Source organism: Salinispora goodfellowii (genome assembly GCF_059570675.1).
This window is the reverse complement of the sequence record NZ_JCANTD010000015.1, coordinates 90576-114076: the sequence shown is the minus strand read 5'-3', so window position 1 is coordinate 114076 and position 23501 is coordinate 90576. Positions and strand designations below refer to the sequence as shown.

Below are 23501 nucleotides of genomic sequence, written 5' to 3'. Positions count from 1 at the left end.
GGTGCCGGCCGATGCGGGGCATCCGCTTCGCCGCGGTGCTCGTCGATCGTGACCAGGGCGGCGTGCGGCACGGGCTACCCGCCCGGGCGGTGCTTGCTCCAGAGGTGGCGCCGTGTTGTGGCGTTCCGGCGCGACGCGCCGCGGCGTGGACGAACCTCTGGTTGGATCGGAGGAGTCGGCGCGGAGGGTGGTCCGGTGGCGGTTCAGGGTGCGTTCGTCTATCTCGGTTGCTACACGGCGGGCGCCGGGGGGCGCGGCGAGGGGATCGTCGTCGCTCAGCGGGAGCCGGATTCTGGTGCGCTCACGCCGCTCGGCACGGTCGCGGTCACCCCGGCGCCCTCGTTCCTCGCCCGGCATCCGGACCTACCAGTCCTGTACGCGGTCAACGAGGTGGCCGCCGGCGGCGTCAGCGCCTTCCGGGTTGCCGCGGATGGTGATCTCACCGCGTTGGGCAGCCGGCCCACCGGTGGCGCCGATCCGTGTCATCTCGCGGTCGCCGACGATGGCCGGCACCTCTTCGTGGCCAACTACGGCGACGGGAGCGTGACGGTATTCCCGCTTGACCGGCAGGGGGTGCTTGGTGAGCGCACCGACCTGGTCCGGCACGAGGGGCATGGCCCGGACCCACAGCGGCAGGAGCGGGCGCACACGCACATGGTCGTGCCGGGCCGAAACGGAGGGCCGCTGCTCGTGGTTGACCTCGGCACCGACTCGATCTACCGGTACGAGCTCGACGCCGGGCCGGGGCGGTTGGTGGTACGGGCTCCGCGGGTGCACATCGCCGCTGGTGTCGGGCCCCGGCACCTGGCCCGGCACCCGGACGGAAGACGCTGCTGGCTGGTCGGGGAGTTGGACGGCTCGGTTTTGACCTACGACGTCACCAGTGACGCTTTCCTGCGGTTCCGGGGCCGGGTTCCGGCCAGCGGGCGGCCGGGGCAGGTGCAGCCTTCGGAGGTCGCGGTCGGGCCGGAGGGGCACTTCCTCTACGTCGCGAACCGGGGTGTCGGCACGATCGCTGTCTTCGCGGCCGATGGCGAGTTGCCGGTGCTGGTCGCCGAGGTGGACTCCGGTGGGGAGTGGCCCCGGCATTTCGCGCGGGTCGGTGCCAACCTGTACGTCGCGGACGAGCGGGCCGACCTGATCGGCGTGTTCCGGGTTAACCCGTCGACCGGCGTGCCGTCGCTGGTCAACGAGGCGGTTGGGGTCCGGAGCCCCACCTGTGTCCTGCCCTGGACGGAGGAGTACGGCGCACGGAGTTCTCGTGTTCACGCAGCGTAACAATTGTGGAGGCGTATGTTGCTTCTGCGTAACTAAAGTTAAACGGAGGTAGCCGTTCCTCGCCGGCAGCCGGAAGATGGCCCCCGTGTCTGTAGGCCGCCATCGCAACCGAACGAACATCCATGTCGCCAGCGTCGCCGCAGCGGTCGGCGTGTTGGTCGTTACTGCTGGTGGATACTTCGGCTACCGGCAGCTCGCGGCGCCGAGTTGTTCCGGCTCGGTCGAGCTGGCAGTAGCGGTCGCGACTGAGCTGGCACCGGCGGTCGATTCCGCGGCGACCGAGTGGGAGAACGCGGGCGCGGCGGTTGGCGGCACCTGCGTTGAGGTGAGCGTGACCGCGTCCGAGCCGGTCGGGATAGCCGCCACCGTCGCCGCCAAACACGGTGCCATCCTCCCTGGGGTGGGTCAGGTCAGCGGCGCCGCGGTAGGCCCGGATGTCTGGGTGCCGGATTCGTCGGCGTGGCTGCTGCGGTTGAAGGGCGGTGGAGCATCCGAGTTCAACCCGGGTAACGGAGCATCGATCGCCCGGAGCCCGGTGGTCGTGGGGGTACCCGAGCCGATCGCCGCCCAGCTTGGCTGGCCGGAGCAGGAGTTCACCTGGTCCGCGCTGGTCAGCCAGGTCAACAACGATGAGCCGCTCAAGGCTGGCACCGTGAACCCGACCCAGGATGCCGCCGGCCTCTCCGGGCTACTCGCGTTGAGCGCCGCCGCCGCGGCCGGGGAGGGCGGTCAGGCGGCAACCGTCGGCGCGTTGCGTGCGTTGTCGACCAGCAGTGCGGATCGGCGCCAGGAACTGCTCGCGAAGTTCCCCACCTCTGCCGACCCCACCACGATGGCCCGTAGTCTCGGCGCGGCAGCGTTGTCGGAGGAGGATCTGCTCTCCTACAACGCCCGGAATCCGGCGGTGCCGCTGGCCGCGCTCTACCCGAAGCCGGCGGCGACACCGTTGGACTATCCGTATGCGGTGCTGCCGGGGATCGGGTCGGCCAAGGCCGCGGCTGCCCGGATGCTCTTCGATGTGCTCACCACGGCCAGCTTCAAGGACCGGTTGGCGTCCTTGTCGCTGCGGGGGCCGGACGGTACCTGGGGTGCCGGCTTCAGCGTGCCCGAGGGGGCGCCGAGCTCGGCGGCCGACGGCGACAGCGCCACCGGCGACCTGGACCTACTGGCGGTCGAGCGAGCTGTCTCCAGCTGGTCAATCGCCACCCAGTCCGGCCGGATGCTCTGTGTCATCGACGTCTCCGGCTCGATGCGGGAACCCGTGGCGAGCGCCAACGGCATGAGCCGCCAGCAGGTCACCCTTGATGCCGCGGGGCGTGGGCTCCACCTTTTCGACGACAGCTGGCAGATCGGGCTGTGGGAGTTCTCGACCAACCTGGGCAACGGACGGGACTATCGGCGGCTGGTCGAGATCGGTCCGCTGAGTAGTCAGCGGAGCGAGCTTGAAGCGGCGTTGACCCAGATTCAGCCGACCCGGGGTGACACTGGTCTGTTCGACACGGTGCTCGCCGCGTACGAGGCGGTCCAGGAGGACTGGGATCAGGGGCAGGTCAATTCGATCGTGCTCTTCACCGACGGTAAGAATGACGACGGCAACGGCGTCAGCCAGCAGCAACTGATCGCCGAACTGGAGCGGATCAAGGACCCGGAGCGGCCGGTGCAGGTGGTTCTGATCGGGATCGGCGCGGACGTCAGCAAGGCAGAGCTGGAGTCGATCACGAAGGTTACCGGCGGTGGCTCCTTCATTACCGAGGATCCGACCAAGATTGGTGACATCTTCCTGAACGCCATCGCGCTGCGCGAGACGGGCTCCTGAACTGACCCGAGGATCAGCGGCGAGTCTGTCAGTAACGTCGAGAACGATGCGGCGGGACTGACTCGGCCGGGCAGCCCGCCGCGCAAAGTGACGGTAATACGTCGGAAACATTCGGTGTCCATAATCCGCAGGGCAGGATGTCGTTGTTCCGGCGGGAACCAGGCCATCCCTCGGCTCGGACCACCGGGCCGTTTCCGGCCATGACCACCGGGGGCGAGGGTGAGGTGGGGGAGGGTCGGTGAACTCGGCGACGCTGCTGACCTCCGGCCGGTCAACGGCGGGCGGTGTGTCCCCGCCAAGGACTCGCGCTGCGCTGCGGTCCTACCTCCGGGCTCTGGTGGTGCTCGACACCGCGGCGCTCAGCCTCGCCGTTCTCGTCGGCTACCTCACGCGTTTCGGTATCGGGCCCCCCGGCGGCGCTGAGCTGCCCTACGTCGTGTTCGCGCCCGGCCTGGTGCTGGCGTGGCTGGTCTCGCTCAAGGCTTTTCGCTGCTACGACGATCGGGTCGTCGGCTATGGCGCCGACGAGTATCGGCGGGTGGGCGTGGCCAGCCTGCGCCTTGCCAGTGGGGTCGTGATCGCGGGCTGGATCCTGGATGTCGGCGTGTCCCGGGGGTTCCTCCTCACCTCCTTCGCCGCCGGTGTGGTCGGGCTCGAGCTGACCCGCTTCGTTGCCCGCAAGAGGTTGCACCGGTTCCGCGTCCGGGGCCGTGGTTGGTCCCGGAAGGTTCTCGTGGTCGGGGACGCCGCGCATGTCCTGGAGTTGGTGCACACGCTGCGGCGCGAGCCGTACGCGGGTTACCAGGTAATCGGGGCGTGCATCCCGGATGTGTTGCTCGCTCCGGTCCCGCAGCAGTTGGGGGACGTGCCCGTGGTGGGCTCGTTTCGGGGCATCCCCGAGGCTGCCACCGCCATCGGCGCCGACACCGTGGCGGTGACCGCCTCCGGAGAGCTGACCGCCACCCGGCTGCGTCGGCTCGGCTGGCAGCTGGAGAGCACCGGGGTTGATCTCGTGGTCGCGCCGGCACTGACCGATGTCACGGGACCCCGAATCCACACCCGTCCGGTGGCCGGGCTACCGCTGATCCACGTCGAAGCACCGGAGTTCCGGGGCGCCCGCAAACTGGTGAAAGGGCTGTTCGATCGGGCGTTCGCGCTCTTCGCACTGACCCTGCTGCTGCCGCTGTTGATCGTGATTGCGTTGACCGTACTGGTCGACAGCCGGGGGCCGGTGTTGTTTCGGCAGACCCGGGTCGGACAGGGAGGCCGGGAGTTCGGGGTGTGGAAGTTCCGCACGATGGTGGTCGACGCCGACGCCCGGCTGGTGGAGTTGGCGGCGCGGAACGAGACCGACGGCCTGCTGTTCAAACTGCGGGACGACCCCCGGGTGACCCGGGTCGGTCGACTGCTGCGCAACTGGTCGCTGGATGAGCTGCCACAGCTGGTCAACGTCCTGTTCGGGCAGATGAGCCTGGTCGGCCCCCGCCCACCGCTGCCCTCGGAGGTCGCCCGGTACGACGGCGATGTTGCCCGGCGGCTGCTGGTCAAGCCCGGCATGACCGGCCTCTGGCAGATCAGTGGCCGGTCCGACCTGAGCTGGGAGGACGGTGTCCGGCTCGACCTCTACTACGTGGAGAACTGGTCCCTCGCCGCCGATCTGACCATCCTCTGGAAGACCTTCGGCGCGGTGGTGAACCGCCGCGGGGCGTACTAGTTCGTGTGCTCCGAGCGGTCCGGCGGCGCTCGCCCCCGCGGCTTCGGATGGGTGCGCGTGGTGGGAGTCTTGGCCTTGGTCTGGTAGACCAACCACAGAACCTGGCGGACGACACCCCGGAGGCTGGCATGGCGCCCCGTCCCACCCCTGCCGACAAGTTCTCCTTCGGCCTCTGGACGGTGGGCTGGCAGGCCCGGGATCCGTTCGGCGATGCCAGCCGGCCGGCGCTGGACGCGGTCGAGGCGGTGCACCGCCTCGCCGAGTTGGGGGCGTACGGCGTCACCTTCCACGATGACGACCTGCTCCCCTTCGGGGCGGACGCTGCCACCCGCGACGCCCACCTCACCCGGTTTCGTCGGGCCCTCGACGAGACCGGCCTGGTGGTTCCGATGGTCACCAGTAACCTCTTCACCCACCCCGTGTTCAAGGACGGCGGCTTCACCAGCAACGACCGGGCTGTCCGGCGGTACGCGCTCCGCAAGGCGCTGCGCGCCGTGGACCTCGCCGCGGAGCTGGGCGCAGGCACCTTCGTCCTGTGGGGCGGTCGGGAGGGCGCCGAGTACGACGTCGCCAAGGATGTCCGCGCCGCGCTGGACCGCTACCGCGAGGCGGTTGACCTGCTCTGCCAGTACGTGGTGGCGCAGGGATACGAGCTGCGGTTCGCGATCGAGCCCAAGCCCAACGAGCCGCGCGGCGACATTCTGCTGCCCACCGTCGGGCACGCGCTCGCCTTCATCGCCACCCTGGCCCGCCCGGAGTTGGTCGGTCTCAACCCGGAGGTCGGCCATGAGCAGATGGCCGGGCTCAACTTCGTCCACGGCATCGCGCAGGCGCTCTGGCAGGGCAAGCTGTTCCACCTCGACCTCAACGGCCAGCGTGGGGTCAAGTACGACCAGGACCTGGTCTTCGGCCACGGTGATCTGCTCAATGCCTTCGCCCTGGTCGACCTCCTGGAGAACGGCGGTCCGGGGGGCGGGCCAGCCTACGACGGCCCCCGGCACTTCGACTACAAGCCGTCGCGCACCGAGGACCGGACCGGGGTGTGGGCCTCGGCCGAGGCGAACATGCGCACCTACCTGCTCCTCAAGGAGCGGGCTGCGGCGTTCCGGGCGGACCCGGAGGTGACCGCGGCACTGGCCACGAGCCGGGTGGGTGAGCTGGCAACACCAACCCTCGCCCCGGGCGAGACCCACGCCGGGCTCCGCGCCGACCGTACTGCCTTCGAGGAGTACGACGTGACCGCTGCCGGCGCCCGCGGCTACCACTTCGTCCGGCTCAACCAACTCGCCGTCGAGCATCTGCTCGGTGCGCGCTGAGGGCGGGCCGGATGCCGCTGGTCGCCGGAGTCGACTCGTCGACCCAGTCCTGCAAGATCGTCATTCGGGACGCGAAGAGCGGCGTCCTGGTCCGCCAGGGTCGGGCGCCGCACCCGGCGGGCACCGAGGTCGACCCGGCGGCCTGGTGGTCCGCGCTGGGCGAGGCGGTGTCGGCCGCCGGCGGGCTCGCCGACGTCGCGGCGATCTCGGTCGCCGGGCAACAGCACGGCATGGTCTGCCTTGACGACGCCGGCGCGGTGGTCCGCCCGGCGTTGCTCTGGAACGACACCCGCTCTGCCGGCGCCGCCGCCGACCTGGTGGCCGAGGCGGGCGACGGCGACGCCGGGCGACGGTTCTGGGCGGACGCGGTGGGGGTGGTGCCGGTGGCCAGCCTCACCGTCACCAAGCTGCGTTGGCTGGCCCGGCACGAGCCGGGCAACGCCGCCCGGGTGGCTGCGGTCTGCCTGCCGCACGACTGGCTCACCTGGCGGCTCGCCGGCGCCCCCGGCCTCGCGGCGCTGAGCACCGACCGCAGCGACGCCAGCGGCACCGGTTACTGGTCCCCGGCCAGCGCAACGTATCGCCGGGACCTGCTCGAGCAGGCGTTCGGCCGGATGGTGACCGTGCCCCGGGTGCTCGGCCCGGTGGAGTCGGCCGGCCGACTCGATCCGTCCGTGCTCGCGGGAGCACCGGAGCTGCCGGAGGTCTCGCTCGGCCCCGGCGCGGGTGACAACGCCGCCGCCGCGTTCGCGGTCGGCGCTGGCCCCGGCGACGTGGTCGTCTCGATCGGCACCTCCGGAACCGTGTGCGGTGTCGCGGACCAGCCGACGGCGGACCCGACCGGTGTCGTCGCCGGCTTCGCCGACATCACCGGTCGATACCTGCCGTTGGTCTGTACGCTCAACGCGGCCCAGGTGCTCGACGCCGCCGCCGCGCTGCTCGGGGTCGGCCTCGCCGAGCTGGCCGACCTGGCGTTGTCCGCGCCACCCGGGGCGGATGGCCTGGTCCTGGTGCCCTACCTGGCGGGGGAGCGGACCCCGAACCGGCCGGACGCCAGCGGCGCGGTGCACGGGCTGACGCTGCGTACCGCCACCCCGGCGCACCTGGCGCGGGCGGCCGTCGAGGGGATGCTCTGCGCACTCGCCGACGGCCTGGACGCCCTCGTCGCGCAGGGGTTCGCCGTCCGGCGGGTGATTCTGGTTGGTGGTGGCGCCCGCTCCGCCGCGGTGCGCCAGGTCGCTCCGCAGGTGTTCGGGGTGCCGGTGGTGGTGCCGCCCCCGGGCGAGTACGTCGCCGACGGCGCCGCCCGCCAGGCCGCCTGGGCTGTCCTGGGCGGGGCGCAGCCGCCGAGGTGGACCGGGGCCGGGTCACGACGCTACGAGGCGGACCCGGTGCCGGCGATTCGGGCCCGGTATGCGCAGGCCCGGGAGCACGTCCTCGACCACGGGAGCGCATCGTCGTCACCCCGGTGACCGGGTGGTGGGCCGGCCCTGGTTGGCTGCCGGTATGGCCTTGGTCACCGGTGGACCGGTGCGGACGTGGGGTGGCAGCCCGACGCACCGGTTCTACAGCGTCGTGGTGTTCGTGCTGCTCGCCTCCCTGGACAATGTGGCGATCGGCCTGGTGCCGCCGCTGTATGGCTCGATCGCCGACGCGCTCGATGTGTCACGGCGCCTACTCGGCCTGGTCACCGCGGCCAACTTCCTGGTCAGCGCGGTGGCGGCGGTGGGGTGGGCCTACGTCGGGGACCGCACCAACCGTAAGCCGCTGCTCATGGTTGGCACGCTGATCTGGGCGTTCGGCACCGGTGGCAGTGCGGTGGCGGGCAGCTATCCGACCTTCCTGGCCGCCCAGGTGGTCGGTGCGGTGGGGCTCGGCGCCGTTGGGTCGGTTGGCTTCTCGGTGGTCACCGACTTGATCTCGCCCCGCCGTCGGGGTCTGGTGATGAGCTTCTGGGGGCTGTCCCAGGGGGTCGGCACGCTGGCCGGCACCCTGGTGGGCGGCCTGCTCGGGGCGGCGGACTGGCGACGTCCGTTCCTGGTGCTCACCGTCGTGGGGCTCGGTGCCACCGCGGCCTACCTGTTCACCTTCGACATCCAGCGTGGTCAGGGCGAACCGGAGCTGGCCGACCGGTTGGCCGGTGGCGCCGAGTACGATCACCGGATCAGCCGGGCCGACCTGCCGCGGATTCTGGGCCGGCGGACGAATCGCTGGCTGATCCTGCAGGGGCTCACCGCGCAGGCCGCGTTCGGCTCGCTGGTCTGGCTGCCGGTGCTCTTCGCCGAGCGGGCGGAGGCGCAGGGCTACTCGGCTGCGACCGCGGTCGTGGTGGGCAGCGTCTTCGCCACCCTGTTCCAGCTCGGCGGGGTCTTCTCCATCGTGGGCGGGTTGGTCGGGGATGCCCTGCAACGCCGTACCCCGTCCGGCCGGGCGAAGGTCGCCGCGGTCGGGATCCTCGCGGCGTTGCCGTTCTATCTGGTGCTCTTCTTCGTGCCGATTCGCATTGACGTGCCCGACGGAGCCGGCTCGGGCACCATCGTCCGGGCGGTGCTGGCGAGTGTGCTGACCGAGCCGACGGTCGGGCTGAGTCTGCTCACTGCGTTGCTGGCACTCGCCCTGACCTCGGCCAACTCACCGAACTGGTTCGCCTTGATCGCCGATGTCAACCCGCCGGAGCATCGCGGCACTGTGTACAGTCTCGGCAACCTGGTCAACGGGGTCGGCCGGGCGACCGGGAACGGACTGGTCGGGGTGGTGTTCCACGGGCTGCGGGTGGCCTTCCCGCCGCCGTTGAACTACGCGGTCGGGCTCGCCGCGTTCCAGCTGTTCTTCGTGCCGACCGGGATCATGTACTGGCTCGCCGCCCGCAGCTCCCCACGGGATATCGCTGCGGTGCGGGTCCTGCTCCGGACCCGCGCCAAGCGGATGTAGTACGGGCGCGGTCACCCCTTGACGCTGCCGGCGAGGAGCCCGCGGACGAAGTAGCGCTGCAACGACAGGAAGACGAGCAGCGGTACGACGATGGCGACGAACGCGCCGGAGGTGAGGCGTTGCCACTCGTTGCCCCGGGTTCCGGCCAGCTCGGCGAGGCGGACGGTGAGCGGTGCGGTTTCGTCCCCGCCGCCGGCGAAGATCAACGCGACCAGCAGGTCGTTCCAGACCCAGAGGAACTGGAAGATGCCGTACGCGGCGAGTGCTGGGGTGATCAGCGGCAGCACGATCGTACGGAAGATCTTGGGGTGGGTGGCACCGTCGACCCGGGCCGCTTCCATCAGGTCCCGGGGTAGCTGGGACACGAAGTTGTGCAGCAGAAAGACGCCCAGGGGCAGCGCGAAGCAGGTGTGGGCGAACCAGACCTGGATGAACCGCTGCTCGTCGTCGAGGTTCCAGGCGGGCAGCAGGTCGATGCCGCCGACACTGATGCCCTGGGAGAAGAAGCTGAGCAGTGGGACCAGGGCCATCTGGAGCGGGACGATCTGCAACGCGAATATTCCGATGTAGATCCAGTCCCGACCCCGGAAGTTGATCCACGCCAGCGCGTACGCGGCCAGCGCCGCGAAGGCCAACGGGAACAACACCGACGGCAGCGTGATGACGATCGAGTTGAGGAAGTAGCTGGCCAACTGGCCGGCCGACGAGGAACGGCCGAAGAGTACCTGCTCGTAGTTCTCCAGCGTCAGCTGTGGATCAGCGAAGAACGTCCACCAGCCGGTCGTCTTGATCTGGTCCTCGGGTCGGAGGGACGAGACGAGGAGCCCGAAGGTCGGGATGGTCCAGACAATCGCGATCACGATTGAGGCAGCGGTCGCCCAGCGGGTGTTGAGCCGCCGGCGGACGCGGCCGGCGATTTTCGGCGGCACCGCGGTTCCGGCCCGCGTCGGGGTGGTTGTGGTCACGGGGTCATACCTCCCGCTGCCGACGCAGGCTGCGTACCTGGTAGATGACGATGGGAATGACCAGGATGAACAGGACGACAGCGAGGGCCGAGCCCTGGCCGGTCTGCCCGTACCGGAACGCCTGGTTGTACATCTCGGTTGCGATGACGTTGGTGTCGAAGTTGCCGTTCGTCATCGTGCGGACGATGTCGAAGAGCTTCAGCGTGGCGATCGAGATGGTCACCACCACCACGACCAGGGCGGGCCGGATGCCCGGCAGGGTGATCCGCCAGAACTGCTGCCAGGCGTTCACACCATCGATGCGAGCAGCCTCGATCATGTCGGTGGGGATGGCCTTGATGGCGGCCGAGAGTACTACCATGGCGAAGCCGGCCTGGATCCAGATCATCACCACGATCAGCAGCAGCGTGTTCAGTGGCGGGTTCGCCAGCCACTGCTGGGGCTCGCCGCCGAGCCACACCCAGATCTGGTTCAGCAGGCCGATCTGGTCTGCCCCCGCGGGCCGGAACGCGTAGACGAACTTCCAGATGATGCCGGCGCCGACGAACGAGATCGCCATCGGTAGGAAGATCAGGGATTTGGCCAGGGCCTCGAGGCGGGCGCGGTCAACGAGCACTGCGTAGATCAGGCCGACCGAGGTGGCCAGCAGCGGCACCAGGAGCACCCAGAGCGCGGTGTTTCGCAGGATGTCGACGATCTCGGGCCGGTCGACCAGCCAGCCGTAGTTGCGCAGCCCGACCCACTGCGTGCTGTCACCGTTCTTGAGCGACAGCACGAGGGTGCGGATCGCGGGGATGACCAGCCCGATGCCGAGCATCAGGACCGTGGGTAGCAGAAAGAAGAGGGCGAACAGGCCCTCGCGGGACCGGCGCCGGCCCGGCTCCAGCGGAGTCCCGGCGGCGACGGCCGCGGTGAGCCGGGCCTGCCGACGGCGGGTGAGCCGGGTGGGGACGACGTCGAGCAGCAGCAGCAGGCCACCGACCACCGCCACGAAGGCGACCACCCCATACAGCAACATGGCGAGTTTCGGCGCCTCGTCGGCGAAGTCGAAGTTCATCCGCCCTCCGGGGATGCGTGGGCTGGCGGTGGCCCGGCCGTGGGGCCGGGCCACCGGGGCGGGCTGATCAGCTGGGCCAGGAACTCTCGATGGCGGCCAGGGCCGCCGCGGTGTCCTTGCCGCTGATCCAGGACACCATCTCCTTCCAGAACGTCCCGGCGCCGACGGCGGCGGGCATCAGGTCGGAGCCGTCGAAGCGGAAGACCGTCTGCTTGTCCTGAAGGAGCTCGACCGAGAGCCGGTCGATCGGGTTGGTCACGTTCGAGAGGTCGAGCTTCGTGTTCGCCGACACCCAGTTGCCCAGCTTGGCCCGGGCGTTGGCGTACTCGCCGGAGGCGAGGTACGCCTGCACCGCCTGGACCTCCGGGCGGTCGTCGAAGGCGACGGTGAACTCGCCGCCCCCCAACACCGGCTTGCCCTTCGCCGGGTCGATGGGCGGGAAGTAGAACGCGAAGATGTCGCCGTCCTCGGCGACCTCGCTCTCCTCGGGCCACTGGTTGGCGTAGAACGACGCCTGTCGGTGCAGGGCGCACTCGCCCTGGAGGATCGGCAGGCCGGCCTCCTGGAACGAGGTGGTGGCGATACTCTGCACGCCGCCGTAGCCGCCGTTGACGTACGTGTCGTTTCGCAGGATGGTGCCGGCGCGATCGACGGCGTCCACGACGCGCTGGTCGTCGAAGGGGATGGCGTGGGTGGTCCACTGGTCGTAGACCTCGGGGGTCTGCGTCCGCAGCAGCACGTCCTCGATCCAGTCGGTGGCTGGCCAGCCGGTGGCGTCACCGGACTCGATGCCGACGCACCACGGCGTGATGTCGTCGGCGGCGGCGCGGTCACTGAGTTTGATCAGATCGTCCCAGCTGGTCGGCACCGACCAGCCCTGCTCCTGGAACATCTTCGGGGAGTACCAGACGAATGACTTGACGTTCGAGCCCAGTGGAGCACCGTAGAACTCCCCGTTCACGGTGCTGTATTGGAGCCAGTCGGCAGCGTAGTTCTCCTCGGCCATCGCCCTGGTCTCGGCCGATGTCGGCTTGAGCTTGCCGGCCTGCGCGAAGCGGTTCAGTAGGCCCGGCTGTGGGATGAAGGCGATGTCTGGCGCGTTGCCGCCGTCCACCCGGACCTGGAGCTGTGCCTCGAACTCGCCGCTGCCCTCGTAGTCGATCTCAATGCCGGTGCAGTCGGCGAACTGTTCCCAGGACTGCTCGAGCAGGTCCGCCTCGGCGTCGCGGATGGACGCGTAGATGGAGACCTCGGTGCCGCCGTTGCCCTGGTACTGCTCGTATACCGCGCATTCCGGCGAATCGGCCCTGCCGCTGTCGCCGTCGTCGCTACCGCAGGCGGTGGCGCCGACGGCCAGGCCGAGCACGCCAGCTAATACGAAGGCTTGGCGTGGTCTGGCGAAGACCGCCATGCCGTCCTCCTTCCTGGCCGGCGCGGGTCGGTGCGACAGACCTGGCGCCGGTCCGATGGGCGTGCTCCACACAAAAGCGTTTGCAGCTGGAGTGGTCCACCCCGAAGACGACACGAGCGGGTAACAATCTGAATACAGCGATGCGATGGTCTGGGTCGGTCAAGCGCTGAGCCGCCAGCTGGTTCCCTGCCACCGTCAGCTGATGACGTTGACCCCGCCCGGTCCGACCAGCAGCCCACCGACGATGAGGACGACTCCCCACAGGATCCGCTGCCGGAACAGGGCGAGAATGCCGGCCACCACCAGGACGGCCGAGATCAGCCAGAGAATCAGCTCCACGCCGGCTTGGTACCCAGGCTGCCCATCCGGGAAACCTCGCCCGGTTCGAGGTGCTCACCCAGGTGGAAGACGCTGTACGCCTGTTTGATCACCGGGTGTGCCACGTTCCGCACCCGTACTCCTCCGGGTGTGGTGCCGCGTTCGGTCCCGTGATGAGCATGTCCGTGTAGGGCGAGTGTGGTGGGGGCTGAGTCGATTGCCTGGCCCAGCTGGTAGCAGCCGAGGAAGGCATAGATCTCCGGCGGCTCGCCGGCCAGCGTGTCGGGCACCGGGGAGTAGTGGGTCAGGGCCACCAGCAGGTCGCAGTCGAGGGAATGTAGGGCGGCCTTGAGCGCGTCCGCGCTCTCGGTGCTGGCCTGCACGAACGCCTTCATCTCCGGTTCGCCGAAGTCGGCGGCGCACCGCCCGGCGAAGCCACCACCGAACCCCTTCACCCCGGCGATGCCGAGCCGGCTGCCGCCGCAGTCCAGCACCGTCCCGTTACCCTCCAGCACGGTGATTCCAGCGGCCTCGAGCACCTCCACCACCTGCGGTACCTCGTTGCACTGGTAGTCGTGGTTGCCGAGTACGGTCACCACCGGCACCCCCAGGCCACCGAACTCGCGTGCCACACACTGCGCCTCCGCCTCGGTGCCGTGCCGGGTCAGATCACCGGCGAGCAACAGCACGTCGGCGTGGTTCGGCATGTCCTCAAGAGCCGGCCGGAAGCGGCCGACCACGTCCTCGTCCAGATGTACGTCGCCCACGGCGGCGATTCGGATCACCATCGGGTCTCCCTCAGGGCAGTTGTTCGATCTCCGTGGGCGGGTGCGCGCGGATCACCCCGATGTCGCTGGTGACCGCCAGTTCCGGGAAGTGCTCGGCGACGCGCCGGAGAATCTCGTCCCGGCGTTGTACGCTCTCCACCTCGCCGTGCAGCACCAGGCCGAGCTCCCGGCGGACCACGGTGATGCCCTGCTCAGCCACGTCGGGGTCCTCGGCGAGGAGCCGGTGAATCTCGGCTGCCACGTACTCGTCGGTCGCCCGTCGGGTGGCCACGTCCTGGTGTTCGGTCACGGTGTTCCCCTTCGTTCCGGGGTGCCGGCGTACGCCACCACCTCAAGCCGGTCCAGCAGCACCAGGAACGCCTCGGCGTACGGCGAGTGGCGCGTGTCCCGGCATACCCGTTCCCAGTCGATCTGCTCGCGCAGCGAGCGAGCCAGGGGCAGGCCCCGGGTGAAGTCGCAGTGGTGCTGGGAGAAACTGAGCAGTTTGTGCACCATCAGCTGGGTCGCCGAGAGCACCGGCATGTGGATCGCGTCCACCGGACGGACGATGGTCTCGACGAAGGTCTTGTCCGTCACCGGTGTTTCGACGGGTCGGTGGATCAGGTCCACCACGCGGTCGTCGTCGATGACCTTGACCAGCCAGTCCTCGGGCGGGCGCTCGGCGAGGAAGCCGGCCGCGACCAGGGCGCCCAGGGCCTGGTCAACGTCGGACTCCCGGATCAGGAAGTCGACGTCGTGTTCGCTGGAGTGGCCGCCGTGCGCGTAGACCGCGAAGCTGCCGCCGAGCGCGAAGGGGATGTCTTGCTGCTTGAGCACGGCGGCGACCTTCTTCAACGTGTGCACCAGGGTCTCGGCCCCGCGCTCGGCCATCTGGCTCTCCGTTCCTGGTGGTCGGGAGGAGGTGTCAGGTCGGTACCCGGCATCATGGTCTGCCACACCTGGCAGCGCGCGCGGGAAAGCGTCAACTGCCACCAAAGGGTGGTGGAGCGGCCGAATGAGCGGGTGCGTGGGTCGGATAGCGTGTGCAGGGTGGCCGATTCCAAGCTGGCGCGACGCGGCAAGGCCCGATTGCGAGGCGGGAAGGCCCGACTGCGTGCCGTCGCCCTGATCGGCATCGACGGTTCGGGTAAGACGACGCAGGCCCACCGGCTGGCCGCGGCCCTGACCGCGATCGGGCTTCCCGCCACCTACCATCGCAACGCCGGTGGCCGGCGTTTCCTCGGCCGGATGGCGCGGTGGCTGGGTCGACGGGACGCGCAGCGGCTCCTCGGGCGGGCCGGCCTCCTGGCCGCAGAGTCCGCGTTGCGTTGGCTTGCCATCGCCGCCGCCCTGCTGGGGCGCCGGCTTACCGGCCGGGTCGCGGTGATGGACCGCTACTCCGCCTGCCAGTTTGCGAGCATTCGGGCGCACGGCGGTCATCGGTGGGAGCGGCTGGCCCGGCTCGGCTACCGGGTCTTCCCCCGGCCGCAGGTAACGTTTCTGCTGGTTGTTGACCCCGCCGAGGCGTACCGGCGGATCGAGCGACGCGGCACTGACCACGAGAGTATGCGATACCTGATCGCGGCGGATCGCGCGTACCGGAGCCTGCCAGAGCACCACACCTTCGTGCTGGTGGACGCGGACCGTCCGGCGGACGAGGTGACCCGGCAGATCAGGGAGCACCTGCACAGTTGGTTGGGCGCGGCGCCGGAGCCGGCTCGGGTTCCGGTGTCTGAGGTGATCGGCACGAATGGTGGGGTGGCCGCCGGGCTGGCCCCCGGGCGCGGCAGGGAAACGGCCCGCGGATTGTTCACCCGGGCGTGGGGTATCACCACGGGTGTGGATGAACCGACCGGGCCGCCGTGGCAGATCCGGGCGTGACCAGGATCGCAGCCTGGTGGTGACCCGGGTCGCTGTGCCGTGGTCGGGGTGGTGTTGCGATGGACTTGGGCCTGGACCTGGCCTGGACCGGTGGGCCGTCGATCCAGCTGTCGGGCGTCCTGCTCAGCTCAGGGCCGCCACCTGAGGTGCTGACAGCAAGTATGGACCGTTCTCTCAGCTAATTATCAGGCATTCGTGACACGTTCGACTCACGGAATGGAATCCCTGACGCGTCTCAACTGTTGTGCAGGTGTCAGCGCCGATGAGCAGCAGCGGAAGGTGCGGGGAGGGAGCTGGCGGACGTGGGGATGGCAAGGAACCGGGCAACCGGCGCGAGCGAGGGGACCGTGAGTAACGTGGACAAGAATATCGGCATGCGGACCGACGAGGTCGCCGAGGAGCGCGATCTGGTCGGCGTCTACCTTCACGAGATTTCCCGGACCCCGTTGCTGGACGCCGCCACGGAGGTCGATCTCTCCAAGGCGATCGAGGCCGGCCTCTACGCCGAGCATCTGCTTGACGAGGACCGTGTCCCGGCCGGCGTCGAGAAGGCCGAACTCCAACGGCTGGTCGCTGACGGGGCGCGGGCCAAGGACCTGTTCATCCGGGCCAACCTGCGACTGGTCGTGTCGATCGCCCGACGGTATGTCCGTTCCGGGATGCCGATGCTGGACTTGATCCAGGAGGGCAACACCGGCCTGGTCCGGGCGGTGGAGAAGTTCGACTACGAGCGTGGTTTCAAGTTCTCCACCTACGCGACCTGGTGGATCCGCCAGGCGATCAGCCGGGCGATCGCCCAGCAGGAGCGCACCGTGCGGCTACCGGTGCACCTGGTGGAGGATGTCAACCGGATGCGGAACGTGGCCCGGCAGCTCACCCGTGAGCTCGGTAGCGACCCGGAGCCGGAGCAGATCGCGACGGCGCTCGGCGTCACCATCGAGCGGGTCAACGAGCTGGTTCGCTGGTCGCAGGACACCGTGTCGTTGGATACGCCGGTCGGTGACGACGGCGACACCAACCTCGGTGACCTGGTCGCCGACAGCGACGCGCCGTCACCGGAGGAGATCGTCCTCACTGGTCTGGAGCGGCAGCGCATCGAGGGCCTCCTCAGTCACCTGGACGACCGGTCGGCGGGCATCATGCGCGCCCGCTACGGCCTCGAGGACGGTCGGGAGCACTCGCTGACTGAGGTGGCCTCGCGGTTTTCGCTCTCGCGGGAGCGGATCCGGCAGCTGGAGATTCAGGCGCTCGGCCGGCTGCGCGAGCTGGCCCGCGCCGAAGGGCTCCAGGCGGCAGCCTGAGCGGTACCGGGCCGGCGTCCGTCGGGGCGCCGGCCCGACCCTGTTTGGGCGGGTGGTGGTCAGCGGACCCGGCCATACCCCACGATCGGCATGATGTTCATGTCGCGTTTGAGCACGTTGCGCCCCGCGGTGGGGGCATCGATGATCTGACCATTACCCACGTAGAGGGCGACATGCCCCAGCCCGCGGTAGAAGACCAGGTCACCGGGGCTCAGGTCGTGGCGTTTGAGGTGCGCCACCACCTCCCACTGCCGGCGGGTGCTGTGCGGCAGCGACTTCCCGGCCGCTCGCCACGCCGCCGAGGTCAGGCCCGAGCAGTCGTACCCGGCGCCGTCGTCCCCGCCCCACCGGTAGGGCTTGCCCAGCGCCCCGTACGCGTACCGCACCGCCACCCCGGCCGCGCCGGAGACCGATGGTGTCGCTCGGACCTGGTCCGGGTCGGCCCCGGCGGGTTCGGTTGCCCGGCCGTACGCCTGCCGGCGCAGCTCGTACAGGTCGGCCAGGTCGCGCTCGATCCGCTTGCGGGTGCTGGCCAGCCCTCGGGCCTGCGCTGCCGCCTTCTCCACGGTTGCCTCCAGCCGGGTCCGTTGCGCGAGGAGCTGACGCTGGTCGTTGGTGCAGGCGGTGATGCGTTTCTGCCGCTCCTGGGCGAGTCGGTCGACGGTGGTGAGCCGGTCTACCAGGGTCGTGGCGTCGTCTGGGCGCAGTAGTGCGGTGGCGGTGCCGAGTTCACCGGTCTTGTACGCGGCCACCGCCAGTTGGTTGACCTCGGCTCGGCTCCGCGCGACCTGTTGCTCCAGCGGGCCCAGCCGGGCGGTCAACCGGGCCAGGGTGGCTTTGTTCGCCTTGAGGTCCTCGGCGAGGGTGTTGTGTGCCTCCACGACCTGCTCCAGCTCGGTGGAGGCTTTCTCGATCCGCCGGGTCAGCTCGGCGGGGGAGGGCTCGGCCTGGGCGGGCGCGACCGGTGCGACCAGCGTGGCCGAGATGGCGGCGACGGCGAGGGCGGGAAGGCGTTTCCGGATGGACGGCAAGTGCGACGGCTCCTTCTCCCCACCAGCCACCGGGTAGGGGCGGAGGCCCCAGCGGCGCCGGACCCGTGCCCTCCGGATGGACGGCGTTGAGCGGGCCGACCCGGACAAGGTAACCCGGGGCAGGAGTGAACCGCAGGGGAAGCCGAGGCGATTGTTGCCGAACGGAAGTACGTGAACTTCTATCGGACGGGGGTGTTGGCCACCGGCTCCGGGGGTGCGGCCTGCCCGGTCACCCACCCGCTCACCCGCCGCTCGGCGAAGAAGGAGACGAACGGAACGGTTCCCGCCAGCATCACCAGGATCATGCGTTTCAACGGCCAGCCGGCCCGCCGGGACAGGTCGAAGGCGGCCACCAGGTAGACCATGTAGAGGAAGCCGTGGGCCTGGCCCACCGTCTCCACCACGATCGGGTAATCGAAGCCGTATTTGAGCGGCATGCCGATCACCATGAGCAGGATCAGCACCACGCCGACGATCCAGGCGATCACGCGGTACCGGGTCAGGGCTGCGCCCACCGTCGTCCGTCCTTCCGACCCGGGCCTAGCCGGGGTAGTCGCCGGGCCGTGCACCCGGATTGTCGGTCAACCACCGCAGGTAGCGGTTGTAGGCGGTGAGCTCCGGATCGTTACTGTCCGGCACGGCGGCCGCGGTGCGGCTGGCCCGTACCGGCCGGCGTACCGCCAGCCGGGTCGGCTCGGTGGTCGTGGACGATTCGGTGGTTTCCGCCGCTGGGCCCGGCGCCTCGGGTCCGCGGAGTTCCTGGCGGACCTCCCGCCACCAGACGAAGACGACGAAGCCGGCAAAAACCGGCCATTCCACGGCGTAGCCCCAGCTGATCGGATTGCCGCCGGCCGCGCGGCTGAGCTGCCACCAGCCGAGCCCGAGGAAGCCCACGACGAGCACGACCAGGGCCACGTGGCGCACGATCCACGCCGGGGTCCAGAGCCGCTTCATGGCCTCGAGGGTACCGGGGGCGGGGGCGCGTTCCGACAGCCGTGTCCGCGCGGCTGGGCGTGTGTTCCGACCGCCGTGTCCTCGCAGCGGGCTGGTTTGCCGGCACCTCGGGTGGGCATCCGGCCAGACGCCAGCCCAGAACAGTGAAGGGGGCGACGATGACCGGATCCGTGCGGCGGGATGAGTACCCGAGCCCGGAGCAGCGGATGCCCGAATGGGATGGAGACCACCTGCACGACCGGGCCTCCGGCACCGCGGACTCCGACGGCGAACTGCTCGGCGTCGACCCGGCCGACCTCGGCGATGCCGACCTGATCCGTGAGTTGCGCAGCCTGCACCGAACGCGGCTGGACACCCTGCGGCACGCCGCCGACGCGGCGCTCGCCACCCACCTGCGCCGGACCGCCGAGCTCGAGACCGAGTATCTCGCCCGGCGTCCGGGGCGGGAGGTCGACCCGAGCCGACTGCGGGAGTCGTGATGGCGTCAGCCGAGCGGGGTATCTCGGCCCCTCCGGAGGTCGTGTTCAACACGGCGATCGACCCGAGCCGGATGTCGGCGTGGCTCCCCGAGCCGCTTCGCGTCGGCGGCCGGCCGGACACCGACATCCGTCGGGCGGAGCTGACGGCCCGCTGGCGGGCCACCGGGGACTGGACCGCCGAGATCCGGGTTGACCCGGCCGACGCCGGTGGGGCGTGGATCCGGCTCGACCTGACCGGTGGCACCGCCGAGCGGCTGGTGGACGAGGCGTTGGAAGACCTCGCCCAAGCGGTGGCCGACAACCTGCAGGCGGGCTGAGTCGGGGGAACCGTCGAGCCCCGCGGCTCGGCGATCAGACCGAGGGAGCGGTGACCGAGTTGAAGGCGAAAGTGACCCGTCTGCGTCGGGCCTACGCGCCACACGAGTACCGGCCGCTCGGCGGCTACCTGGTGGCCATGGGTGCCTACGCCGGGGTGACGTCCGCGATCGCCGGGCTGGTGAAGGCCACTCGGCGGCCGCTGCCGGAGCGGCCCGCGACGGCCGACGTGGTTCTGCTGGCCATCGCGACCTACAAGCTCAGCCGGCTGCTCTCCAAGAAGGCCGTGACCAGTCCGCTGCGGGCCCCGTTCACCCGCTACGCCCGGCCGATTGGCAGTGGCGAGGTGATGGAGGAGGTGCGCGACTCGGGCAGCTCCACCCGGCACGCCGTCGGTGAGCTGCTCAGTTGCCCGTTCTGCCTGGCCGTCTGGGTAGCTACCGGGCTCACCGGCGGACTGGTGCTGACGCCGCGGCTGACCCGTCTCGTCGCCACCGCTCTCACCGCTATGACGGCGTCGGACTTTATCCAGTTGGCGCACGCGACGGCGCAGCAGGCGGCCGAGCGGAGCTAGGGTCAGCAGCGCCGGATCCCTTGCTGACGTCAGCTCGTTCGCCCCTCCGAGTTCTGGTACACCTGCGCCGGCTGATCTCCGTCGCACGCACGATCACGGCGGGTCCGGGCGACACCGGACCCGCCGTGATCGTGCGACCCCTCGGCCGGCACCGAGCGGAGCAGGCGCTCAGCTCTCCTCGCCCGACCAACCGCGGGGAGACTCCTCTTCCCGCTCGTCGGCGTCCGCGCCGGTGATGATGTCTCGATCAACCGCGGTGACATCGTGCTCCCGGGCGAAGTCCGGCTCCGGCAGGGTGTCCCGGCCCTCCGGCGGCTGGCCGAGAGCCGCGAGCTGTTCCTGCTGCTCGGAGCGCCGCTGGGCGGGCTGGGACATGTCACTCTCCTTCATGACGGATCACCGGGCTGCGGATCGGCCCCCGGCATCGCCCGACCCGCTGCCGGGCGTCGGCGGACCGGCTCGTCGACCGCGGCCCAGTCAGGTGGCCGACCCGCCCAGCAGGTCGGCCGCCTCGTCCACGGAGTACTCGCCCTCGGGCAGTCCGCAGATGCGGGTGAGTAGCTCCGCCGGCAGCTGGGCGGCGACCGCTCGCCGGTAGATGTCGCCCTGGCTGATCCGTTCTTGGCCCCGGTAGAGGTCCTCGAGTAGGTCGTCGAGACGGCGCAGGTCGGACTCGGTCTCGGGCACCGCGGTAACGGGTGGGTTGTCGGTCACGGCGCCCAACTACCCGGGGCCGTAACCGGTAAACCACCCACCCGGCGGTCAGACCGGGGTGACGGCCGGAGCCCGCCGCCGGGTGCGTACGGCGGCCGCCAGGTCGGCCAGGACCTGCTCCGTGGTGTCCCAGCCGATGCAGGCATCGGTGATCGACTGCCCGTACGTGAGCTCGCGGGTCGGGTCCAGGTCCTGCCGACCCGCGAGCAGGAAGCTCTCCAGCATGACGCCGACGATGCCGTGCTGGCCGCCGGCGAGTTGGGCGGCCACGTCGGCGGCGACGAGTGGCTGGTTGCGGTGGTCCTTGCCGCTGTTGGCGTGGCTGGCGTCGATGATCAGCCGTTCGGGAAGCCCGGCGGCGCGCAGCAGCGCCAGCGCGTCGTTCACCGACTCGGCGTCGTAGTTCGGCTGGTTGCCCCCACCGCGCAGCACCAGGTGGCCGTCGGTGTTACCGCGGGTATGCATGATCGCTGGCGTGCCGGAGGCGTCGATGCCGGGGAAGACGTGCGGCACGCCGGCCGCCCGGATGGCGTCCACCGCGGTGGAGATGCTGCCGTCGGGACGGTTCTTCATGCCGATCGGCATCGACAGGCCGGAGGCGAGCTGGCGGTGTACCTGGCTCTCCACCGTCCGGGCGCCGATCGCGCCCCAGGCGACCGTGTCGGCGATGTACTGCGGGGTGATCGGGTCGAGGAACTCGCAGCCGACCGGAAGACCCAGGCGCAGCACGTCGATCAGGAGCGCTCGGGCCCGGCGCAGGCCGGTGTTCACATCACCGGAGCCGTCCAGGCCGGGGTCGTTGATAAGCCCCTTCCAGCCGACGGTCGAGCGCGGCTTCTCGAAGTAGACCCGCATCACCACGAGCAGGTCGTCGGCGAGTCGATCGGCGAGCTCGCGGAGTCGGTGCGCGTAGGCGAGGGCGGCGACCGGGTCATGTACCGAACAGGGGCCGACCACTACCAGGAGGCGGTCGTCGGTACGGTCCAACACTCGGCCGACGGCCCGTCTGCCAGTCAGTACGGCCGAGGTGAGCGGACTGTCCAGGGGGAGTTCGTGGTGTAGCAGGGCCGGGGTGGTCAGCGGCACCACGCGGTCGATCCGCTGGTCGTTGATCCGGTTCGTCTCGGAGGTGGTCACGGTGGGCATCCCTTCGCCGACCGTGCCCGGGGCCGGTGCCCGGGAGAGCCGGCTGCTCGTACGCAAAAAGGCAGGAGCGGAAGCTCCTGCCTTGCCGGCTCGTGCGGGTGACTTCAGCTCACGATGAGGTCACCGGCGGGAGAGCCGGCTGCCTAAACCATCGATACGAGCGTGTCACGTCGGCGAGTCTACCTGACTCGACGGCATTGGCCACCGGCCCGTTCGGAAAGGCTCATCTGATTTTTACCAGCTTCGATGGCGATATCGATAGGTTTGTGGTGCCAACGACCGGCCGCTCCCTCTCCCGGAGGTTTTCCATGGATCGTCGTACTCTGCTCCGCGCTGGCGTCGCCGGTGGCGCCGCGGCCTTCTCCGGCAGTCTCTGGGCTGGCGCCGCGCTGGCCGACCCCGCCCAGCCCGGGGAGAGCCCTTACGGGCCCCTGCAGCCGGCCGATGCCCTGGGCATCCAGCTGCCCGCGGGATTCACCAGTCGGATCGTGGCCCGCTCCCGGCAGGCCGTCACCGGTACCGCGTACACCTGGCACGACGCGCCCGACGGCGGCGCCTGCTTCGCCGCCGGTGCCGGCTGGATCTACGTCTCCAACTCGGAGATCACCCCGGGTGGCGGCGCGTCGGCGATCCGGTTCGACGCCGACGGCGGTGTCGCCTCGGCCTACCAGATCCTGTCGGGCACCCGGCAGAACTGCGCGGGTGGAGCGACGCCGTGGGAGACCTGGCTCTCCTGCGAGGAGGTCAGCCGGGGCTACGTCTACGAGACCGACCCGACCGGTGGTGCGAACGCCCTACGGCGGGACGCGATGGGTCTGTTCAAGCACGAGGCCGCCGCCTGCGATCCAGGTCGTCAGGTGATCTACCTCACCGAGGACGAGCGCGACGGCTGCCTCTACCGGTTCCGGCCGACGACCTGGGGTGACCTCTCGGCCGGCACCCTGGAGGTGCTGGTGGCCGGCACCGCCACCAGCGGCCCGGTGTCCTGGGCCCCGGTGCCCGACCCGGACGGCTCGCCGACGTACACCCGAGACCAGGTCTCCGGGGCGAAGCGGTTCAACGGCGGGGAGGGCTGCTGGTACGCCGACGGGACCTGTTGGTTCACCACGAAGGGGGACAACCGGGTTTGGGCGTACGACGCGGTCAACGAGCGGATCGACCTGGCGTACGACGACTCGTTGGTATCCGGTACCGCCCCGCTGACCGGGGTGGACAACATCACCGGTACCGCCGGCGGTGACCTCTACGTCGCCGAGGACGGCGGAAACATGGAGATCAACATCATCACCCCGGACGAGGTCGTCGCCCCGTTCCTGCGGATCACCGGTCAGTCCCGGTCGGAGATCTGCGGTCCGGCGTTCTCGCCCGACGGCACCCGGTTCTACTTCTCGTCCCAGCGCGGCACCTCCGGATCGTCCTCCGGCGGCATCACCTACGAGGTACGCGGCCCGTTCCGCTGAGCGAGCCGGCGGGGCCCCCGGCTGAGCCAGCGTGTGGGGCCCCGCCCCGCGGCGCACCGCCCCCGCGCCTCGG

25 protein-coding genes are annotated in these 23501 nt (G+C 70.1%); 12 read left to right on the top strand and 13 right to left on the bottom strand.

Going from position 1 to position 23501, the window contains the following annotated elements; all coding sequences use genetic code 11:
* The first annotated feature begins 195 nt into the window (after positions 1–195).
* The 6 genes from T398_RS15955 (at position 196) to T398_RS15930 (ending at position 9055) form a co-directional block, all read left to right on the top strand.
* Entirely contained in the window at positions 196–1278 is a 1083-nt protein-coding gene (locus T398_RS15955; RefSeq protein ID WP_496447817.1) for a lactonase family protein, read from the top strand.
* Positions 1279–1363: 85 nt separating this feature from the next.
* Positions 1364–3094, top strand: coding sequence for a substrate-binding domain-containing protein (locus T398_RS15950; protein ID WP_496447815.1), 1731 nt, complete (start codon positions 1364–1366; stop codon positions 3092–3094).
* A gap of 238 nt (positions 3095–3332) precedes the next feature.
* On the top strand, positions 3333–4808 hold the full coding sequence (locus tag T398_RS15945) for a sugar transferase (RefSeq protein ID WP_496447813.1): 1476 nt from the start codon (positions 3333–3335) through the stop codon (positions 4806–4808).
* Between the two features lie 128 nt (positions 4809–4936).
* Positions 4937–6124, top strand: a complete 1188-nt coding sequence (gene xylA, locus T398_RS15940) for a xylose isomerase (protein ID WP_496447812.1) — start codon at positions 4937–4939, stop codon at positions 6122–6124.
* A gap of 11 nt (positions 6125–6135) precedes the next feature.
* Positions 6136–7596, top strand: a complete 1461-nt coding sequence (gene xylB / locus T398_RS15935) for a xylulokinase (RefSeq protein WP_496447810.1) — start codon at positions 6136–6138, stop codon at positions 7594–7596.
* Between the two features lie 34 nt (positions 7597–7630).
* Positions 7631–9055 (top strand): MFS transporter, encoded by a 1425-nt coding sequence (locus T398_RS15930; RefSeq protein ID WP_496447808.1) that lies wholly within the window; start codon positions 7631–7633, stop codon positions 9053–9055.
* Positions 9056–9066: 11 nt separating this feature from the next.
* Here T398_RS15930 and T398_RS15925 read toward each other — a convergent pair whose 3' ends face one another.
* The 7 genes from T398_RS15925 to T398_RS15895 all read right to left on the bottom strand — a co-directional run bounded on the left by T398_RS15925 (position 9067) and on the right by T398_RS15895 (position 14464).
* Positions 9067–10020, bottom strand: coding sequence for a carbohydrate ABC transporter permease (locus T398_RS15925; RefSeq protein ID WP_496447806.1), 954 nt, complete (start codon positions 10018–10020; stop codon positions 9067–9069).
* A 4-nt stretch (positions 10021–10024) separates the two neighbouring features.
* The gene (locus T398_RS15920) at positions 10025–11077 is read right to left on the bottom strand and encodes a carbohydrate ABC transporter permease (protein WP_496447805.1); all 1053 of its coding nucleotides are present in this window, start codon (positions 11075–11077) and stop codon (positions 10025–10027) included.
* Positions 11078–11144: 67 nt separating this feature from the next.
* Positions 11145–12488, bottom strand: a complete 1344-nt coding sequence (locus T398_RS15915; RefSeq protein WP_496447803.1) for an ABC transporter substrate-binding protein — start codon at positions 12486–12488, stop codon at positions 11145–11147.
* A 195-nt stretch (positions 12489–12683) separates the two neighbouring features.
* Positions 12684–12827: a GPGG-motif small membrane protein gene (locus T398_RS15910; RefSeq protein ID WP_496447802.1), complete on the bottom strand. Its 144-nt coding sequence runs from the start codon at positions 12825–12827 to the stop codon at positions 12684–12686.
* Positions 12818–13594 carry a metallophosphoesterase family protein gene (locus T398_RS15905; RefSeq protein WP_496447800.1) on the bottom strand — a complete coding sequence of 259 codons (777 nt, stop codon included), beginning with the start codon at positions 13592–13594 and terminating at the stop codon, positions 12818–12820. Before T398_RS15905 ends, T398_RS15910 begins: the two co-directional genes overlap by 10 nt.
* A 10-nt stretch (positions 13595–13604) precedes the next feature.
* The gene (locus T398_RS15900; RefSeq protein ID WP_496447799.1) at positions 13605–13883 is read right to left on the bottom strand and encodes a hypothetical protein; all 279 of its coding nucleotides are present in this window, start codon (positions 13881–13883) and stop codon (positions 13605–13607) included.
* Positions 13880–14464 carry a nucleotidyltransferase family protein gene (locus T398_RS15895; RefSeq protein WP_496447797.1) on the bottom strand — a complete coding sequence of 195 codons (585 nt, stop codon included), beginning with the start codon at positions 14462–14464 and terminating at the stop codon, positions 13880–13882. Before T398_RS15895 ends, T398_RS15900 begins: the two co-directional genes overlap by 4 nt.
* Before the next feature lie 159 nt (positions 14465–14623).
* Here T398_RS15895 and T398_RS15890 point away from each other — a divergent pair, with 159 nt between their 5' ends.
* A complete protein-coding gene (locus T398_RS15890; RefSeq protein ID WP_496447796.1) occupies positions 14624–15454 on the top strand; it encodes a dTMP kinase in 831 nt (276 codons plus the stop codon).
* A 308-nt stretch (positions 15455–15762) separates the two neighbouring features.
* Entirely contained in the window at positions 15763–16755 is a 993-nt protein-coding gene (locus tag T398_RS15885) for a sigma-70 family RNA polymerase sigma factor (protein ID WP_496447795.1), read from the top strand.
* Positions 16756–16814: 59 nt separating this feature from the next.
* Here the strand turns inward: T398_RS15885 and T398_RS15880 are convergent, their stop codons facing one another.
* The 3 genes from T398_RS15880 to T398_RS15870 all read right to left on the bottom strand — a co-directional run bounded on the left by T398_RS15880 (position 16815) and on the right by T398_RS15870 (position 18740).
* The gene (locus T398_RS15880) at positions 16815–17786 is read right to left on the bottom strand and encodes a C40 family peptidase (protein WP_496447793.1); all 972 of its coding nucleotides are present in this window, start codon (positions 17784–17786) and stop codon (positions 16815–16817) included.
* A 179-nt stretch (positions 17787–17965) separates the two neighbouring features.
* On the bottom strand, positions 17966–18301 hold the full coding sequence (locus tag T398_RS15875; protein ID WP_496447791.1) for a DUF3817 domain-containing protein: 336 nt from the start codon (positions 18299–18301) through the stop codon (positions 17966–17968).
* A gap of 25 nt (positions 18302–18326) precedes the next feature.
* Positions 18327–18740, bottom strand: coding sequence for a hypothetical protein (locus T398_RS15870; RefSeq protein ID WP_496447789.1), 414 nt, complete (start codon positions 18738–18740; stop codon positions 18327–18329).
* A 158-nt stretch (positions 18741–18898) separates the two neighbouring features.
* Between T398_RS15870 and T398_RS15865 the strand changes: the two genes are divergently transcribed.
* From T398_RS15865 to T398_RS15855, 3 genes are read left to right on the top strand one after another with little or no spacing between them, the layout of a single operon-like run.
* Positions 18899–19219, top strand: a complete 321-nt coding sequence (locus tag T398_RS15865; protein ID WP_496447788.1) for a DUF6158 family protein — start codon at positions 18899–18901, stop codon at positions 19217–19219.
* The gene (locus T398_RS15860) at positions 19219–19536 is read left to right on the top strand and encodes an SRPBCC family protein (protein WP_496447786.1); all 318 of its coding nucleotides are present in this window, start codon (positions 19219–19221) and stop codon (positions 19534–19536) included. The genes T398_RS15865 and T398_RS15860 overlap by 1 nt, the downstream gene beginning before the upstream one ends.
* Before the next feature lie 50 nt (positions 19537–19586).
* Positions 19587–20108 (top strand): DUF1360 domain-containing protein, encoded by a 522-nt coding sequence (locus tag T398_RS15855; RefSeq protein WP_496447785.1) that lies wholly within the window; start codon positions 19587–19589, stop codon positions 20106–20108.
* Positions 20109–20276: 168 nt separating this feature from the next.
* On the opposite strand, the gene T398_RS15850 is transcribed toward T398_RS15855, so the two are convergent.
* The 3 genes from T398_RS15850 to T398_RS15840 all read right to left on the bottom strand — a co-directional run bounded on the left by T398_RS15850 (position 20277) and on the right by T398_RS15840 (position 21968).
* The gene (locus tag T398_RS15850; RefSeq protein WP_496447784.1) at positions 20277–20483 is read right to left on the bottom strand and encodes a hypothetical protein; all 207 of its coding nucleotides are present in this window, start codon (positions 20481–20483) and stop codon (positions 20277–20279) included.
* Between the two features lie 102 nt (positions 20484–20585).
* A complete protein-coding gene (locus T398_RS15845) occupies positions 20586–20831 on the bottom strand; it encodes a hypothetical protein (RefSeq protein ID WP_496447783.1) in 246 nt (81 codons plus the stop codon).
* Positions 20832–20870: 39 nt separating this feature from the next.
* A complete protein-coding gene (locus T398_RS15840) occupies positions 20871–21968 on the bottom strand; it encodes a 3-deoxy-7-phosphoheptulonate synthase (RefSeq protein ID WP_496447781.1) in 1098 nt (365 codons plus the stop codon).
* 308 nt (positions 21969–22276) lie between these two features.
* Here T398_RS15840 and T398_RS15835 point away from each other — a divergent pair, with 308 nt between their 5' ends.
* Positions 22277–23428 carry an alkaline phosphatase PhoX gene (locus tag T398_RS15835; protein ID WP_496447779.1) on the top strand — a complete coding sequence of 384 codons (1152 nt, stop codon included), beginning with the start codon at positions 22277–22279 and terminating at the stop codon, positions 23426–23428.
* The last annotated feature ends 73 nt before the right edge of the window (positions 23429–23501 follow it).

Excerpts from the sequence above, each read along its gene's own strand:
- T398_RS15930 (WP_496447808.1), top strand. The coding sequence starts at position 7,631 with ATGGCCTTGGTCACCGGTGGACCGGTGCGGACGTGGGGTGGCAGCCCG.
- T398_RS15835 (WP_496447779.1), top strand. The coding sequence starts at position 22,277 with ATGGATCGTCGTACTCTGCTCCGCGCTGGCGTCGCCGGTGGCGCCGCG.
- T398_RS15895 (WP_496447797.1), bottom strand. The coding sequence starts at position 14,464 with ATGGCCGAGCGCGGGGCCGAGACCCTGGTGCACACGTTGAAGAAGGTC.
- xylB (WP_496447810.1), top strand. The coding sequence starts at position 6,136 with ATGCCGCTGGTCGCCGGAGTCGACTCGTCGACCCAGTCCTGCAAGATC.
- T398_RS15915 (WP_496447803.1), bottom strand. The coding sequence starts at position 12,488 with ATGGCGGTCTTCGCCAGACCACGCCAAGCCTTCGTATTAGCTGGCGTG.
- T398_RS15865 (WP_496447788.1), top strand. The coding sequence starts at position 18,899 with ATGACCGGATCCGTGCGGCGGGATGAGTACCCGAGCCCGGAGCAGCGG.
- xylA (WP_496447812.1), top strand. The coding sequence starts at position 4,937 with ATGGCGCCCCGTCCCACCCCTGCCGACAAGTTCTCCTTCGGCCTCTGG.
- T398_RS15860 (WP_496447786.1), top strand. The coding sequence starts at position 19,219 with ATGGCGTCAGCCGAGCGGGGTATCTCGGCCCCTCCGGAGGTCGTGTTC.
- T398_RS15850 (WP_496447784.1), bottom strand. The coding sequence starts at position 20,483 with ATGTCCCAGCCCGCCCAGCGGCGCTCCGAGCAGCAGGAACAGCTCGCG.
- T398_RS15885 (WP_496447795.1), top strand. The coding sequence starts at position 15,763 with ATGGCAAGGAACCGGGCAACCGGCGCGAGCGAGGGGACCGTGAGTAAC.
- T398_RS15840 (WP_496447781.1), bottom strand. The coding sequence starts at position 21,968 with ATGCCCACCGTGACCACCTCCGAGACGAACCGGATCAACGACCAGCGG.
- T398_RS15905 (WP_496447800.1), bottom strand. The coding sequence starts at position 13,594 with ATGGTGATCCGAATCGCCGCCGTGGGCGACGTACATCTGGACGAGGAC.
- T398_RS15920 (WP_496447805.1), bottom strand. The coding sequence starts at position 11,077 with ATGAACTTCGACTTCGCCGACGAGGCGCCGAAACTCGCCATGTTGCTG.
- T398_RS15870 (WP_496447789.1), bottom strand. The coding sequence starts at position 18,740 with ATGAAGCGGCTCTGGACCCCGGCGTGGATCGTGCGCCACGTGGCCCTG.